The organism is Thermococcus sp. M36 (genome assembly GCF_012027355.1).
Classification (GTDB): domain Archaea; phylum Methanobacteriota_B; class Thermococci; order Thermococcales; family Thermococcaceae; genus Thermococcus.
In genome coordinates, this window is the sequence record NZ_SNUH01000001.1 from 1,070,571 (window position 1) to 1,084,349 (window position 13,779).

At 58.1% G+C, this 13,779-nt stretch carries 13 protein-coding genes; 10 read left to right on the forward strand and 3 right to left on the reverse strand.

Annotation, left to right across the window (positions count from 1 at the left end; genetic code table 11):
• Both E3E36_RS05900 and E3E36_RS05905 read right to left on the reverse strand, forming a co-directional pair.
• Nucleotides 1-999 carry a DUF4350 domain-containing protein gene (locus E3E36_RS05900; RefSeq protein WP_167894348.1) on the reverse strand — a complete coding sequence of 333 codons (999 nt, stop codon included), beginning with the start codon at nt 997-999 and terminating at the stop codon, nt 1-3.
• Complete coding sequence (locus E3E36_RS05905; protein WP_240911775.1) at nt 996-2,735, reverse strand: DUF4129 domain-containing protein; 1,740 nt, start codon at nt 2,733-2,735, stop codon at nt 996-998. The genes E3E36_RS05900 and E3E36_RS05905 overlap by 4 nt, the downstream gene beginning before the upstream one ends.
• 52 nt (nt 2,736-2,787) lie before the next feature.
• On the opposite strand from E3E36_RS05905, the gene E3E36_RS05910 reads away from it, so the two are divergent.
• Nucleotides 2,788-3,501: a hypothetical protein gene (locus tag E3E36_RS05910; RefSeq protein WP_167894349.1), complete on the forward strand. Its 714-nt coding sequence runs from the start codon at nt 2,788-2,790 to the stop codon at nt 3,499-3,501.
• Nucleotides 3,492-3,731 carry a hypothetical protein gene (locus E3E36_RS05915; RefSeq protein ID WP_167894350.1) on the forward strand — a complete coding sequence of 80 codons (240 nt, stop codon included), beginning with the start codon at nt 3,492-3,494 and terminating at the stop codon, nt 3,729-3,731. The genes E3E36_RS05910 and E3E36_RS05915 overlap by 10 nt, the downstream gene beginning before the upstream one ends.
• A gap of 1 nt (nt 3,732) precedes the next feature.
• Here the strand turns inward: E3E36_RS05915 and E3E36_RS05920 are convergent, their stop codons facing one another.
• Nucleotides 3,733-4,686, reverse strand: coding sequence for an NAD-dependent epimerase/dehydratase family protein (locus E3E36_RS05920; RefSeq protein WP_167894351.1), 954 nt, complete (start codon nt 4,684-4,686; stop codon nt 3,733-3,735).
• Nucleotides 4,687-4,774: 88 nt separating this feature from the next.
• On the opposite strand from E3E36_RS05920, the gene E3E36_RS05925 reads away from it, so the two are divergent.
• The 8 genes from E3E36_RS05925 to E3E36_RS05960 all read left to right on the forward strand — a co-directional run bounded on the left by E3E36_RS05925 (nt 4,775) and on the right by E3E36_RS05960 (nt 13,778).
• Nucleotides 4,775-5,770 (forward strand): sugar phosphate nucleotidyltransferase, encoded by a 996-nt coding sequence (locus E3E36_RS05925; protein WP_167894832.1) that lies wholly within the window; start codon nt 4,775-4,777, stop codon nt 5,768-5,770.
• Nucleotides 5,771-6,147: 377 nt separating this feature from the next.
• Entirely contained in the window at nt 6,148-8,523 is a 2,376-nt protein-coding gene (locus E3E36_RS05930) for an STT3 domain-containing protein (RefSeq protein WP_240911776.1), read from the forward strand.
• Nucleotides 8,524-8,628: 105 nt separating this feature from the next.
• Complete coding sequence (locus tag E3E36_RS05935) at nt 8,629-8,856, forward strand: ribbon-helix-helix domain-containing protein (protein ID WP_014788819.1); 228 nt, start codon at nt 8,629-8,631, stop codon at nt 8,854-8,856.
• Nucleotides 8,857-8,881: 25 nt separating this feature from the next.
• Nucleotides 8,882-10,021 (forward strand): sulfate adenylyltransferase, encoded by a 1,140-nt coding sequence (gene sat, locus E3E36_RS05940; protein WP_167894352.1) that lies wholly within the window; start codon nt 8,882-8,884, stop codon nt 10,019-10,021.
• Between the two features lie 29 nt (nt 10,022-10,050).
• Nucleotides 10,051-10,986, forward strand: a complete 936-nt coding sequence (locus E3E36_RS05945; protein ID WP_167894353.1) for a DHH family phosphoesterase — start codon at nt 10,051-10,053, stop codon at nt 10,984-10,986.
• Between the two features lie 5 nt (nt 10,987-10,991).
• Nucleotides 10,992-12,422, forward strand: a complete 1,431-nt coding sequence (locus E3E36_RS05950) for an alkaline phosphatase family protein (RefSeq protein ID WP_167894354.1) — start codon at nt 10,992-10,994, stop codon at nt 12,420-12,422.
• 54 nt (nt 12,423-12,476) lie between these two features.
• The gene (gene cysC, locus E3E36_RS05955; protein ID WP_167894355.1) at nt 12,477-13,022 is read left to right on the forward strand and encodes an adenylyl-sulfate kinase; all 546 of its coding nucleotides are present in this window, start codon (nt 12,477-12,479) and stop codon (nt 13,020-13,022) included.
• A 21-nt stretch (nt 13,023-13,043) separates the two neighbouring features.
• On the forward strand, nt 13,044-13,778 hold the full coding sequence (locus E3E36_RS05960) for a sulfite exporter TauE/SafE family protein (RefSeq protein ID WP_167894356.1): 735 nt from the start codon (nt 13,044-13,046) through the stop codon (nt 13,776-13,778).
• The last annotated feature ends 1 nt before the right edge of the window (nt 13,779 follow it).

Here is a 13,779-nt window from a genome sequence, read left to right on the forward strand (position 1 = left end):
TCAACCACCCATCCTTTCGAGCATCTCTACAACTTCCTTCGGATCCCACCCGTTTTTCCGTGCGACGGCCTTGGCGAGTTCTTCCGGTGTCTCCTTTCCCGGGGCGAACCTCGCCAGGAGCATTGAAACGAGCCTCCATACGAGTGCCGACGCCCCGAGCTCAAGGGCGAGAACCACGGCGGCGAGGGTTATTATGATCTTTATAAACACGTCCCGCGGGAGGAAGCGGGTCACGGTCACGGTGCCCACAGTGTACAGGTTGAAGTCCGGGTGGTGGGCCTCGTCGATGTACAGTGTGTCGGCCCCTATGTATTCCAGGAGGTTTTCCAGGAAGGGCAGGTTCACGTCGTACAGCTGGTTTGTCAAAACGTCTGGATCGGCCAGGAGTACTATCCTGCCTCCACCGTACTCGACCTCGGCCACCAGCGGGAACATGTCCCTCTTTCCGTCTATCACCGCAACCCTGCTGGAGTAGACGTAGCCCTCACCGGTCTTTATTATGGCAGAGGGTTCGTTCGTGAGTATCCTCGTGACATTTCTGGAGAGGAGAGGATCATCAACCCTGACGGAGACTATGAGCCTGTCGTCCTTTTCGTAGAAGAAGTCCCTGAGGGGGTGGGATGACAGCCTCGCGGGGACGCCCAGCCCCTTCAGTATCTCGTTCCCGGTTCCGAAGTCGTCCGCTATTACCAGGGTGTTTCCCCGCCTGAGGAAGCCCCTGATCTCCTCTATCTCCGGGCCTGTGAAGGTCGTGTTGGGCCCGATTATGAGGAGGGCCCCGTCTGCGCCGTCGAGGTTGAACGCGTCAAAGGGCGCGAGGACGGGAACCACGTTCCTGCCCCCGCTGTAGGCCAGCTTGATGAATTTCGAGACTCCGTCCCATCCTGTGTTGAACATGCTGTACTGTGTGGAGCTCTTGAAGAGGGGGAGCGTTAGGGGCATTGTTATGAGTGCGAACATCAACAGTATCAGTATCATGTACTTTATGGCTTTGTTCACGTCCCAACCCCCCGGAGGATTGCCCTGACCCCCTCCATGAACCTCGCAGCCTCGGCCCGGCTCAGGGGCACCCCGCCGTACACGGACTTCTCGTGGAGGAGGGTGACCTCTCTGAGCAGGTCGTACATCTCCCACCCTTCCAGCTCCTTCAGGGCTTCCCTGGGTGTTAGGTTCATCCCGATGCCCAGCGTCCTGCTCAGGGCCTCCCTCAGGAGCCTGTAGGCGTCGCCAACGTCCTCCGGCAGGTGGAACTCTGTGGCCGCTTCAGGCTTCCCGGGCCCGATGCTGGGCTCTTCAGGTGCCCTTCCGGAGGGGGTTTGCCCTTCGAGCCTTCTGCGCTTGACCATTCCCGCCGCAACCACCAGGAGTATGAAGACCACGGCCCAGTACCTGAGGACGGAGGCTCCCAGGGGCGTCACTTTCAGAACCACGGTGTTTGAGACCGCGGGCCGGTAAACCTCATTGCCCGGGAACTTCACGTAGACTGCGAGCTCTCCGGTCGAGTTGGGGGTGATCGTGAAGGAGAACGAGCCGTTGGCGGGGAGGACGTCCAGGTAGGGCGTGCCGTTGACGTACACCGTCAGGGGAGTGTCCAGGGGAGGGTCTATGGAGCCATGGAACCGGGCATCCTGGTGGACGCCCACTTCTCCGGGCCCTGAGAGCGTTATCCTGACGGGGTACCTGAGGAAGGATACCATTACCACCTTTGAGGTTCCCGCGTGGGTTCTGTCCCCACGGAAGACGAGGGAGACGTTGAAGGTGGCCTCCTTCCTTGAGAAGAAGGCCACGGAGAAGTCCCCCGACGGCCCGGTGATGGCGGTTCTGTTCCCGACTGTGACCTCCTTTCCGCTGAGGGCGCTCCCGTAGTAGTCAACGAGCTTTCCAGTGACGTTCAGTTCGCTGTTTATGAGGCCAGAATAGACTGGTTCGGTGACGAACAGGGTGGGTATCTTCACGACGGTGACGCTGACGGTGTTTGACCTGCTGCCGTTCTGAACCGCGTATATCCTGAAGTCCCCCATTCTTTCAAAGCGGTACGTTGTTGAGAACATGCCGTGCTCCGGGCTGACGAGTTTGATCGCCGTGAAGTTCTCGCCGGCTATGACGACGGTGACGGTGCCGTTCCCAGGACACGAGCCGAATATCGTGACGGTCTGGTACAGTATGGGCCTGTCGCTGGAGACCCCGATTGTGAACTCCCCCGTGGGGGGCACCTGGGATATGAGTGATCTCACCTCCTTCAGGTATCCCCTGAGCTTCCCGGTTTTGAACGTCAGGTTCCTTGTCCCGTCCGCGAGCCGTATCGAGTCTATAGAGTCGAGCAGTGCTTCCATGGTATCAGCGGCCCGGTTTATCCCGGCCGCAGTGGCTGGGGAGGGGTGGGACAGAAAATCGTAGACGAGTGTGTCGAGGAGTACCAGCTCCCGGGCGAACTCGTAGAAGGGGGGCAGGACTTTCATCACGGTGGAGTTGACGCCCCTGGCCCTGTAGAACAGCGTTTCCTCGTGGAGGAGCTCCAGTTCGCCGAGGGTCTGGTTCGCTATGTCCAGCCCCGTGCTCTCGTTCAGAAGGGTGTACCTCAGGGAGTCCTCAAAACTTACTATCACCCGGGAGAAGTACTCGTGGAGGAAGACGTCCCTCTGGACGGGGTTTTCAACCGCCCTCGGGGAGGCGGGAGGGAAGAGAGAGATGATTAGGAGGAGAGTTATTAAAAGGGGCACCCGTTTCATGGCCATCACACCCATAAGGCATAAAAACCTTTTAAGGTTATTCATCGAAGGTGTTTAAATGGGGAAGCTGATCGGCGGCGGGCTGATAATCCTCGGAATCGGCCTTTGGTACTATGGGGGGAGTTCTGGCAGTACGTCCATGGTGAGCCTCGGCCTTGGGGCGATTATTCTCGGTCTCGTGCTCTCAGCGTTTCCATTCAGGGGTTACGTGGCGAGGGACGCTCTCCCCCTCCTCACGGGCTCTCTGTGCGAGTTCGTGGAAGAGTCCGTCCGGGGGCTGGAGCTTGAAGGCGTCCCCGTGGTGATACCCCCCTACGACAACCTCCCAAGAGGGGGGGTCTTCATACCGAAGTCTGGACGGTTCTCTTTGAGCCTCGGCATGCTCCATGAGGGGGACGTCTTCGTGCTTGCTGGTGGGGGCGGCCTCCTGATAAGCCCTGCCCCGGGATGGGAGGTGGTTGAGTACACCGTGAGGAACTCCGGGGACATCAGGGGAACTGGTGTCGGTTACGCTTCATCCGCCGTCTCGTCCACGCTCAGTGCCCTGGGCCTCGGCTCGGCGCAGGCCTTTGATGAGGGGGGAGGGAGGATCTCCGTCTTTGTGAGGCCGCTGTGCGGGGGGAGTGTCTACTCTGACCCTGTGGTGGTGGCGGTTCTCCTGGGGATAGCCATGGGGGAGAACCAGCTCTTAGAGGTCGAATCCTCCGAAGTGGTCGGTGAGTACGTCAGGATAACCCTCAGGAAGATCGGGGGTGTCGAGGAGTGGCTATGAGGGAGAACCTCGTGGCGTTCCTTGCCCTCTGGATAGTCCTCTCGGCGCTCCTCAGCCCCTCCGTGGAGGTCTTTCTGACGGTTGCGCTCATCGGGATCCTCATAACACTGGAGGTTGGTGAGTTCCACCTGCCCAGGGAGGTCAAGGACTCCCTCAGGCTTTCCGTCTACCTCCTTCTGCTGGCCTTCGCCTTCATAGTGGCCAGAAAAGTGTATGAAGTGATAAAATGAGTTAGATTGTCCGGAGGAGCTCTTTAACTGTCCTCCTCACGGCCCCATAGCTGTCCAGCTCCGGTTTCCAGCCTGTTTTCTTCGCCTTCTCTATGCTTAGGCGCATGAACTTCACGTCGCCCTTCCAGCCCCTTCCGCCGTCGACGCCGCCGGTGAACCTGAACCTTGGCCTGAGCCCCATCTCCTCGCTGACTATCTCCGCTATCTCCCTCACCGTTATCCAGTCGTCGTTGCCGAGGTTGTAGAAGTCAACGGTTTTCTCGCTTTCCCTGAAGTGTTTGAAAATTTTGAGCATGCCCTCAACGGTGTCGCTCACGTGGAGGTAGCTCTTCCTCTGCGTCCCGTCGCCGAGTATCTCAAGCTCCTCCGGGTTCCTCCTCAGCTTGTTTATGAAGTCGTAGATCACCCCGTGGTTGGAGCGCTCGCCTATGATGTTGGCCAGGCGGAATATCAGGGCCTTGAAGCCGAAGGTGTGGGCGTAGCCGCTGATCAGGGCCTCTGCGGCAAGCTTCGCCCCGCCGTAGACGCTTATCGGCTCCAGCGGCGCGTAGTCCTCCGGCGTGGGGATGACCTCCGCATCGCCGTAGACGGTGGACGAGCTCGTGAAGACGAGGTATTCGGCGCTTGAGTCCCTCACCGCGTTGAGGAGGTTGTAGGTTATGAGGACGTTCGTCTCGTAGAGAAGCTCCGGGCTCTGGGAGCCGATCCTTACCTCCGGGTTGGCCGCAAGGTGGAAAACGACATCAACACCCTCGACGGCCCTTTTAACGACCCCCGGGTCTCTCATATCCCCCTTTATGAATTCGAAACGTTCATGGTTCAACCAGCGCTTTATGTTGTCCAAACTGCCGGCGCTCAGGTCATCGAGAACCCTGACTTCGTTTCCTGATTCCATCAGGGCATCAACCAAGTGAGAGCCAATAAACCCAGCACCGCCTGTAACGAGGGCCTTCATCCGGTACCACCACGTTTGATGAAGCGAAATAATTTAAATATGTTTGCTATACCTACATGCTGGCATTAAAACATTCCCGGTGGTGCGGATGAAGGTTCTGATAATGGCCGGCGGCTACGCGACTCGGCTGTGGCCCATAACCAAGGACAACCCCAAGGCTCTGCTCCCCGTCGGGGACAGGGTGATACTGGACTACATCCTTGAAAAGGTCGGGGAGCTGGGTATGGAGGCGTACATCTCCACAAACCGCTTCTTTGAGGCCCACTTCAGGCCCTACGCGGAGAAGTACGGGGTGGGACTTATCGTTGAAGACACCCTGCACGAGGAGGAGAAGCTCGGCACCGTGGGGGCGCTTAAGCGGGCCGTTGACGAGCTCGGCCTCGACGACTACCTCGTGATAGCCGGCGATAACCTGTTCTCTTTCTCTCTCAGGGACTTTCTGGACTCCTACGACGGGAGGACGCTCATAGCGGTCTACGACATCGGCGACCTTGAGCTGGCAAAGCGCTACGGTGTGGTCGTCCTTGAGGGGGACAGGGTGATAGCCTTCCAGGAGAAGCCCGCCCAGCCGAGGTCGACCCTGGTGAGCACTGGAGTCTACGTCTTTCCTAAGGGTGTCATGGCGATGATAGACGAGTACCTCAGGAACGGCCACAGGGATGCCCCTGGCTACTTCCTCCAGTGGCTTCTGGAGGCGGGGGTTGAGGTCCGGGCGTACAGGTTTTCGGAGTACTGGTACGATATAGGCTCGGCTGACAGCTACCTTGAGGCCCTCAAGACACTCCTCAGAGAGAGCCACGTGGAAGAGATCCAGATAAGCCCCTACGCCAAGATCATACCTCCCGTCGTCATAAAGAGGGGGGCGAAGATACTCGGCAGATCAATGATAGGCCCGTACGCCTACATAGGCGAGGACTGCGTGATAGAGAACTCCGACATAAGCGACTCGATAATCTTCAGAAAGACCGTAATCAGGAACTCCACGATATGGCGCTCGATAATAGACGAGAAGTGCGAGATAAGGAACCTTGAGCTGAGGAAGAGCCTTGTTGGCGGACACGCAAAGATACAGAGGGGGGAGTGACGTTCCCGATACTCTGCCTGTAGAATAGTGAGGAACACCGCGCGGAATGGGCCGGAGTGAAGTCCCACCCCTTGCAGGCCTTTCCCTTTGTTTGCGGCTCTCGTCCCTTGCGGGCTTTGAACCGCTCTCGGGTCTGACCCGTTCGGAGGAGAAGCTTTCGCTTCAGTCCTCCCGCACAGTGTTCCTCATATACATCTAGGCGTTCAAACTATATAAAGCTTTGCTTTTGTTTTTTGAAAAATTATCTGGCAATTTGTCTTGACAATATGCAATCACATTTCCGCAGGTCCCTGGGCTTTTTCATGAGCACTGCGTAATGCTTTTATTCTCCGGTGCGGGTATTGGTATCGTTGGAGCACTCCTAATGGGGGGATTAAATGCTGGCTGCCGTCATGTTTGAGCGGTTTTCTCGCTGGAAGGAGCGGGTTCTCGAGCCCAGGTTCGCCCTAGTGCTGACGGCTGCTGTGGCCGGCCTGATAAGGCTCCTGCCGCTCCGCTTCAAATACCTCCTGGGCTACGACCCCTACTTCCACCTCGCCTACATACGGTACGCGCTGGAGAAGGGGGCGTGGGTGAACTTTTTCCCCTATGCTACCGGTTCTTGGGGATATATAATAAGTTCGTTCCACCCCAAGGGCCTCTGGATGACCCCGGCCTACGTTTACAAGCTCCTATCACCGTTCGGCGTTTCTCTCTACAACGCCTTCAGGGTGACCCCGGTTATCTTTGGTGTTCTCACGGTGGTCTTCATATACCTGGTGGCTTTGAGGTTGTACGGGAGGGAGGAGGCCTTCCTTTCCGCCTTTCTCCTCTCGGTTCTCTTCGGCCACGTCTTCCGCTCGATGGCCGGCTACTACCGCGGGGACAACTACATGCTGTTCTCATACTCCCTGGCCCTCTCAGGCATCGCCCTTGCGCTGTCGCTCCGGGGCCCGGGGTGGAGGTACAGGCGGTGGGCATTCTACCTCGCACTGCCCCCTGCCCTGGCCTTCTCCGCGGCTTCGTGGCAGGCGTACTATCCGATATTTGCCATTGTCCTCGCCAACGCCCTCCTTTTGGCCGTGGGTGGGTTCGTGCTCCGCAGGAACAGGTACCTGGCCGACGCGGCCGTGATTGTGATCCTCTCCCTCCTGGGGGCCCTCCTGGCGAGCTGGGTCGGTGGGCACCTCGGCTACGGTATGGTGGGTCCCGATAGATGGGTCGGCAAAAAACTGGCCGAGGAGTTCGGCCTTCAGGCGGGGTTCATGAAGGACGTGTTCCTCACGGCCTACGTTAAGTACGCCGTCCCCGCCGCCCTTGCGGTCATACTGGTTCTCTTCCTCCTGTCCCGGCTCTCTCTAAGCAGGAAGCAGCGGGGCCTGGTCGTACTGATAGGTGCCGTTCTGCTCCTCTGGGTGTTCCTCAGGTACCTGGGAACCCTCGATTCGGTGCTGGAGACGCTGTTCCGTGAGGCCCCGATAGCGGAGACCCAGAGGACGTCCTTTAATGACTGGTGGACTGCCTACGGGATAGTCGGCCTCGTGTTCCCCCTGTTCTTCCTGCGCTTTTTCAGGGGGACGAAGCCGGCGGACTTTCTCCTCCTCGGGACGGCCGTAGTCCTGCTGCCGATGGCGCTCATCTGGACCCGCTTCCTGTTCATCGCATCTCCTGCAGTTGCCCTTATGGCCGGCATCGGCCTGACGTCCCTCTGGAAGCTTTCGGGCGGGCTCCGGGGGAGGTTGCCCCCCGGAAAAGTCAGGAAGGCGGCATCCATCGCGGTGATCCTGCTCGTGGCCGGTGTCCCCGCTGTGGCGGCGTACCAGGGAGTTAAAACGACACTCTCCGTCCATCCTCTGGCAAATGAGCATTGGGAGGAGGCCCTTGCCTATCTGGGGGAGCACTCGAACCCCAACGACGTCGTCCTGACGTGGTGGGACGAGGGGCACTGGGTAACGTATTTCTCGGGGAGGGCTCCTGTGGCCCAGGGGAGTCCTAGTGGATGGGTCGCTAAGTATTACCTGGGACTGGCGAAAGATAACGGTCTAATGAATCTGGGCGTTGACTACGTCATCGTTTCGTACGACCTTCTGGTGAAGTTTGGGGCCGTCGTTGATACCGCCGGGGGCCCCTCCGGCTACTCTCTAGCGGTTCTGCCGCTGGTGCAGACCTACGGCAACATGCTGGTGTTCTCTTCGGGAGGATACTCCGTAATGGCGGCCCCGGGCAGGGACAGCTGGGACGTGAAGGTCAACATCGGGGGCGCGTTCCTGCTGCCTGAGGGGGCGTTTGTGGAGCACGGGGGCTCGGTCAAAAGGGTAGAGCTGTCCAGCAGGCCGACCTCCAACGTTTACGTTTATATGAACCTCGACTATGGCTACGCAGTCCTCGTTAACGAAAAGACGCTGAACACCCCCTTGGGAAGGCTCATGCTCACCGGTGATTATCCCGAGGGGTACACGCTCCTCTACTCCGACGGCGGCCTGGTGAAGATCTTCAGGTTCAGCCACCCCAACGTCGTCGTGACCGCCGGGAATGGCTCCGTGATACTGAAGTTTGAGAATGCCACCGGGACGGGGATCGGAATCTTCGGATACCTGGACAACGGCACTCTCGTCTTCAAGAAGTGGTACGGGGTTAAAGGAAAGGACGAGTTCCCCCTGCCTGATGACCTGAATGGAAGCGTTGTCATCCGCTACACCTACGTCCAGAAGAAGACCGTGCTCGACAGGGGCGTGTTCAGAATAGACGACGTCCTTCACGGGACGGGAGGTTGATAAGCCCGGCGCCCCCGATTCCTCCCCCGATGCGAAATCTTTATATATCCCCCGAGTTGCTTAATTAAATGTAATTAAATATCATTAAGACCGGAGGTGTTTGCAATGGCTGAGGAGAAGAAGTACACGACCGTTTCCATACCAAAGCCCCTCTACGACAAGATTAAGGCCAGAATAGAGGGCACCGGGTTCACTTCGGTCTCGGACTACGTCACCTATGTCCTCCGCGAGGTTCTGGCAAGCCTCGAAGAGGAGGAGAAGGAGGAAGTCTTCACCGAGGAGGAGGAAGAGAAGGTCAAGGAGAGGCTTCGCGCCCTTGGCTACCTTGACTGAGGTCTTTCCTTTTTGAGGTGATACCATGGTCTCAAAGCCGCACGGAGGCAGACTCGTCAGGAGGCTCGTTGCCGAGAGAACCCGCGAGAGGATTCTGGGCGAGCAGAGGGAGTACCCGCGCGTCGATATAGACCACGGCAGGGCCATAGACCTTGAGAACATCGCACACGGCGTTTATTCACCGCTTAAAGGCTTCCTCACGAGCGACGACTTCGAGAGCGTCCTCGACCACATGCGCCTGAGCGACGACACGCCCTGGACGATCCCGATAGTGCTCGACGTGAGGGAGAGAACCTTCGACGAGGGCGATGCGATACTCCTGTATTACGACGACCTGCCAATAGCTAGAATGCACGTCGAGGAGATTTACACCTACGACAAGAGGGAATTCGCGGTCAAGGTCTTCAAGACCGACGACGTTAACCACCCCGGCGTCGCCAGGGTCATGGACATGGGGGACTACCTCGTCGGCGGTGAGATAGAGCTCCTCAACGAGCTCCCGAACCCCTTCGCCAAGTACACCCTCAGGCCGGTCGAGACGAGGGTTCTCTTCAAGGAGCGCGGCTGGAAGACGATAGTTGCCTTCCAGACCAGGAACGTGCCGCACCTCGGCCACGAGTACGTGCAGAAAGCGGCACTAACCTTCGTCGACGGTCTCTTCATCAACCCCGTCCTTGGAAGGAAAAAGAAGGGCGACTACAAGGACAATGTCATAATCAAGGCCTACGAGACGCTATTTGAGCACTACTACCCGAAGAACGCCGCTACTCTCGCGACCGTCCGCTACGAGATGCGCTATGCCGGCCCGAGGGAAGCTATACACCACGCGATAATGAGGAAGAACTTCGGTGCGACGCACTTCATCGTGGGAAGAGACCACGCTGGAGTCGGCGACTACTACGGGCCCTACGAGGCATGGGACCTCTTCGGAGAGTTCCCTGACCTTGGAATAACCCCAATGTTCATCCGCGAATCCTTCTACTGCAGGAAATGCGGAGGCATGGTCAACGCGAAGATCTGCCCCCATGACAAAGAGTTCCACGTCCACATAAGCGGCACCAAGCTCAGGAAGATGATAATGACCGGAGAACATCCTCCCGAGTACATGATGAGGCCAGAGGTCTTTGAGGTCGTGAGGAGCTTTGAGAACCCGTTCGTTGAGTGACTTTCCATTATTTTTGCGGGGTGAGTTAGGTGAACCTAATCATCCACCACTGGGACACCGACGGGGTGGCATCTTCAGCGCTGCTGGTTAGGGCGCTCGCTCTGGGGGAGTTCACCAACTTAACGGCTCCGATCGGTGAGTTCCGCTTCGACGAGCGGCTGTGGAAAGCAATTGAAAGGGCGGAGAGGCTCTACGTCCTCGACTTCAACGTGCCCAATGAAGTCGAGAAGGTTAAGGTTCCGACGCTCTTCATAGACCACCACACCCAGCCGAGGATCAAAAACCCCCTCGTGGAGCAGGTGAACCCCTCCCTGGACGGTGACTACTATCCTTCCTGCTCACTCGTCGTCTCGGAGCACTTCGGCCTCTTCAACGCCTGGAGCGCCCTTGGGGTAATCGGCGACATCGGAGAGAGGGCATTTGAGATTGAAAGGGTCAGAGAACTCCTCCGGAAAGCGAACCTCTCGCGGGGGGAAGCCTTAAGGCTAGTTGAACTGATTGACTCCAACTACATAGCGATGGAGAGGGAAGCCGTCGAGGAAGCCGTAAGGGTTCTCCTCGAAAACGACGTCAGAAACCTCCTCGAATACGGGCCCTGGGTCAGGAAGGCGGAAGCGATAAGGGACGCAATAGAGGGCGCCCTTTCGAGCGCCGAGGAGAGGAAGGGCTTTGCCTTCGCCGGCTTTGAGAGCCCCTTCAACATAATCTCCAAGGTCGCAAGGAAGCTCGTCTGGGAGCTGGGCTACCGCGGCGCGGTCGTTGTAAACAGGAACTTCCACGGGAAGGCGCAGGTGTACTTCCGAGTCTCCCCGGAGGAAGCCCAAAGGATAGACATGGCCGGGGTCATCGAACGTGTTAAAGCCCTTGGAGCCAACGCCGGCGGCAAGAGGGAAGTGCTAGGCTGCGTCTGCGAGAGGGATAAAATCGAGGACGTCCTCACAATCATTGAAGAGCACCTGAGGTGAGAGCTATGGAGTTTGAGAAGAAGGTCAGGGAAGGTATGGCCGAGACCAGGAAGGTCTTCGTCATAGGGTTAGATTCGGCCCCGCCGGAGCTCCTGTTCAACCGCTTCATCGACGACATGCCCAACGTGAAAAAGCTCCTCGAAAAATCTGTCTACGGCCCGATGCAGACGGGAATCCCGGCCATCACAATCCCGATGTGGATGGTGATGGTCACCGGCAAGACGCCGGGCGAGCTCGGGCTCTACGGGTTCAGACACAGGACAGGATACTCCTACACGGACTACTGGATCGCCCACAGCAAAAAGGTCAAGGAGCCGACCCTCTGGGACTACCTCGGGGAGAGGGGCAAAAAGTCGATAATCGTCGGCGTCCCGCCGACCTACCCGCCGAAGCCGATCAACGGCCACCTCGTGAGCTGCTTCATAACCCCCGATGCCAGCGTGGACTACACCTACCCGAAGGAGCTGAAGGGCGAGATCGAAAGATTGGTTGGGGAGTACATCTTCGACGTGCCCTTCAGGAGGGAGGCCAAGGACGAGGTGAAAGAGGGCATCTGGGAGATGACGGAGAAGAGGTTCGAGGTGATAAGGTACCTCCTCCAGGAGAAGGAGTGGGACTACTTCCACTTCGTCGAGATAGGCCTCGACAGGCTCCACCACGCCTTCTGGCGCTACTTTGATGAAAACCACCACCTCTACCCGGGCAGAGGCAACAAATACGAGAACGTCATCCCGGACTACTACAGGCTCCTCGATAAGGAGATAGGGAAAACGCTTGAGCTCATCGACCTCGACGAGACCGCTGTCTTCATCGTCTCTGACCACGGGATAAAGGCCATGCACGGAAACTTCGCAGTTAACCAGTGGCTGGCCGAGGAGGGCCTGCTGAAGGTGAGGAACCCGGAGGTTCTCCACGATGGGAAAATCAAGCGCTTCGAGAGCTTGGAGGTAGACTGGAAGGAGACCACCGCATGGGGATGGGGCGGCTACTACTCCCGCGTCTTCCTCAACGTCCTCGGAAGGGAGAAGGAAGGAAAGATACCACTCTCGAAGTTCGAGAAAGTCAGAGACGAGGTCGCGGAGCAGATAAAGTCAATCCGCGGCCCGAACGGCGAGAGGTGGGACACGAAGGTGTTCTACCCGGAGGATATCTATCCGGTGGCGAAGGGAAGCAAGCCGGACATAATGGTCTACTTCGACAACCTCAACTGGCGCGCCGCTGGAACCGTCGGCCACCCGAGCAACTATTTACCTGAGAACGACACCGGCCCGGATGACGCCAACCACTCCGAGTTTGGAGTCTTCTCGATGTATCTGCCGGGCTTCGATGAGAGCAAAGCAACTCAGCTGACAATCTACGACTTCGCGCCGACGATGCTGAGGCTCTTTGGGATAGAGGAGCCGCTGAGAGAGATGCACGGGAGGAGCATCCTATAACTTCCCGTCTTTCCTTTCACCCGAATCAGACCAATAGAACCGGAGGGAGCTGAAATGACCGGGCTTCAAAACCTCGAAAAGGGATTCACGATCTGGCTCACGGGGCCGAGCGGGGCCGGAAAAACGACCCTTGCAGTCAAGCTCGCCAGGAAGCTCAGGGAGATGGGCTACCGCGTCGAGATACTCGACGGCGACACGATAAGGAAGACGTTGTACCCTGAGCTCGGCTTCTCGAAGGAAGCGAGGGAGATGCACAACAGGGTTGTAATCCACATGGCCAAGCTCCTCAGCAGGAACGGGGTCATAGCGATAGTCTCTCTGATCTCGCCATACAAAACAGTCCGCGAGTACGCCAGGAAGGAGATAGGGGACTTCATCGAGGTCTACGTCTACGCTCCTTTAGAGGTCAGAATCCAGCGCGACCCCAAGGGGCTCTACGCCAAGGCGATACGCGGTGAGATAAAGGGCCTCACCGGCTACGATGGAATTTACGAGGAGCCCGAGAACCCGGAGGTCAAAGTGGACAGCTCGAAGATGACGCCGGAGGAGGAAGTCGAGGCAGTGATTCAGAAGGCCCGCGAGATGGGCTACCTGCCCTGATGCTCAAATGGGGGGAGGGCGTTGCTGACCTTCGTTGGACTGGGCCTTTTAGTGGGCTTCCTCGTCGGCCTCACCGGTGTTGGCGGCGGGGCCCTGATGACGCCCTCCCTCATGTTCCTCGGGGTCGAACCCCTAACCGCTGTGGGAACCGACCTTCTCTACGCAACGGTCACGAGGGTTTTCGGCGTCTTTTTCCATCAGAGGAAGGGCAGGATGAGGTACGACATAGCGCTCCGCCTTTTTGCGGGGAGCGTTCCGGCAATAATCCTCGGGGGGATACTCCTCCGTGAGATCGACAGGGAGGTTCTTAACGATTACCTGACCCTCCTCCTCGGGCTCATCCTCGTGGTGAGTGCAGTCCTCAGCCTCCTGAAGGGCGAAATTCACATCCCTATCAAACCAAGGTGGGCCTACGTCTACCTGCTCGGCTTCGTGGTGGGATTGACCGTCCAGTTCACCTCCGTTGGAGCGGGTGTGATAGTGAGCTTCACGCTGATGAACGTGGCGAGACTCGACCCCAGGGACGTTGTCGGCGTGACTATAGTCTACGGACTGGCGCTCTCTGGGTTCAGCTTCCTGAACTACGCGGGCATCGGTGGGGTTGATTACGGCCTCGCGGGAACGCTGATCCTTGGGACAGTTCCCGGGGTTTACCTCGGCACCCACATCAACAGGAGTGCGGACAGGGAGAAGCTTAAAATGGCCATAAACGTGATAATCCTGCTGATAGGGCTCTTCACACTGCTGGGTGGGTGAG

Bases quoted from the DNA above. Each gene is read 5' to 3' on its own strand.
- E3E36_RS05925 (WP_167894832.1), top strand. From the start codon at position 4,775: ATGAAGGTTCTGATAATGGCCGGCGGCTACGCGACTCGGCTGTGGCCC.
- E3E36_RS05950 (WP_167894354.1), top strand. From the start codon at position 10,992: ATGGAGTTTGAGAAGAAGGTCAGGGAAGGTATGGCCGAGACCAGGAAG.
- E3E36_RS05905 (WP_240911775.1), bottom strand. From the start codon at position 2,735: ATGGCCATGAAACGGGTGCCCCTTTTAATAACTCTCCTCCTAATCATC.
- cysC (WP_167894355.1), top strand. From the start codon at position 12,477: ATGACCGGGCTTCAAAACCTCGAAAAGGGATTCACGATCTGGCTCACG.
- E3E36_RS05930 (WP_240911776.1), top strand. From the start codon at position 6,148: ATGCTGGCTGCCGTCATGTTTGAGCGGTTTTCTCGCTGGAAGGAGCGG.
- sat (WP_167894352.1), top strand. From the start codon at position 8,882: ATGGTCTCAAAGCCGCACGGAGGCAGACTCGTCAGGAGGCTCGTTGCC.
- E3E36_RS05920 (WP_167894351.1), bottom strand. From the start codon at position 4,686: ATGAAGGCCCTCGTTACAGGCGGTGCTGGGTTTATTGGCTCTCACTTG.
- E3E36_RS05935 (WP_014788819.1), top strand. From the start codon at position 8,629: ATGGCTGAGGAGAAGAAGTACACGACCGTTTCCATACCAAAGCCCCTC.
- E3E36_RS05910 (WP_167894349.1), top strand. From the start codon at position 2,788: ATGGGGAAGCTGATCGGCGGCGGGCTGATAATCCTCGGAATCGGCCTT.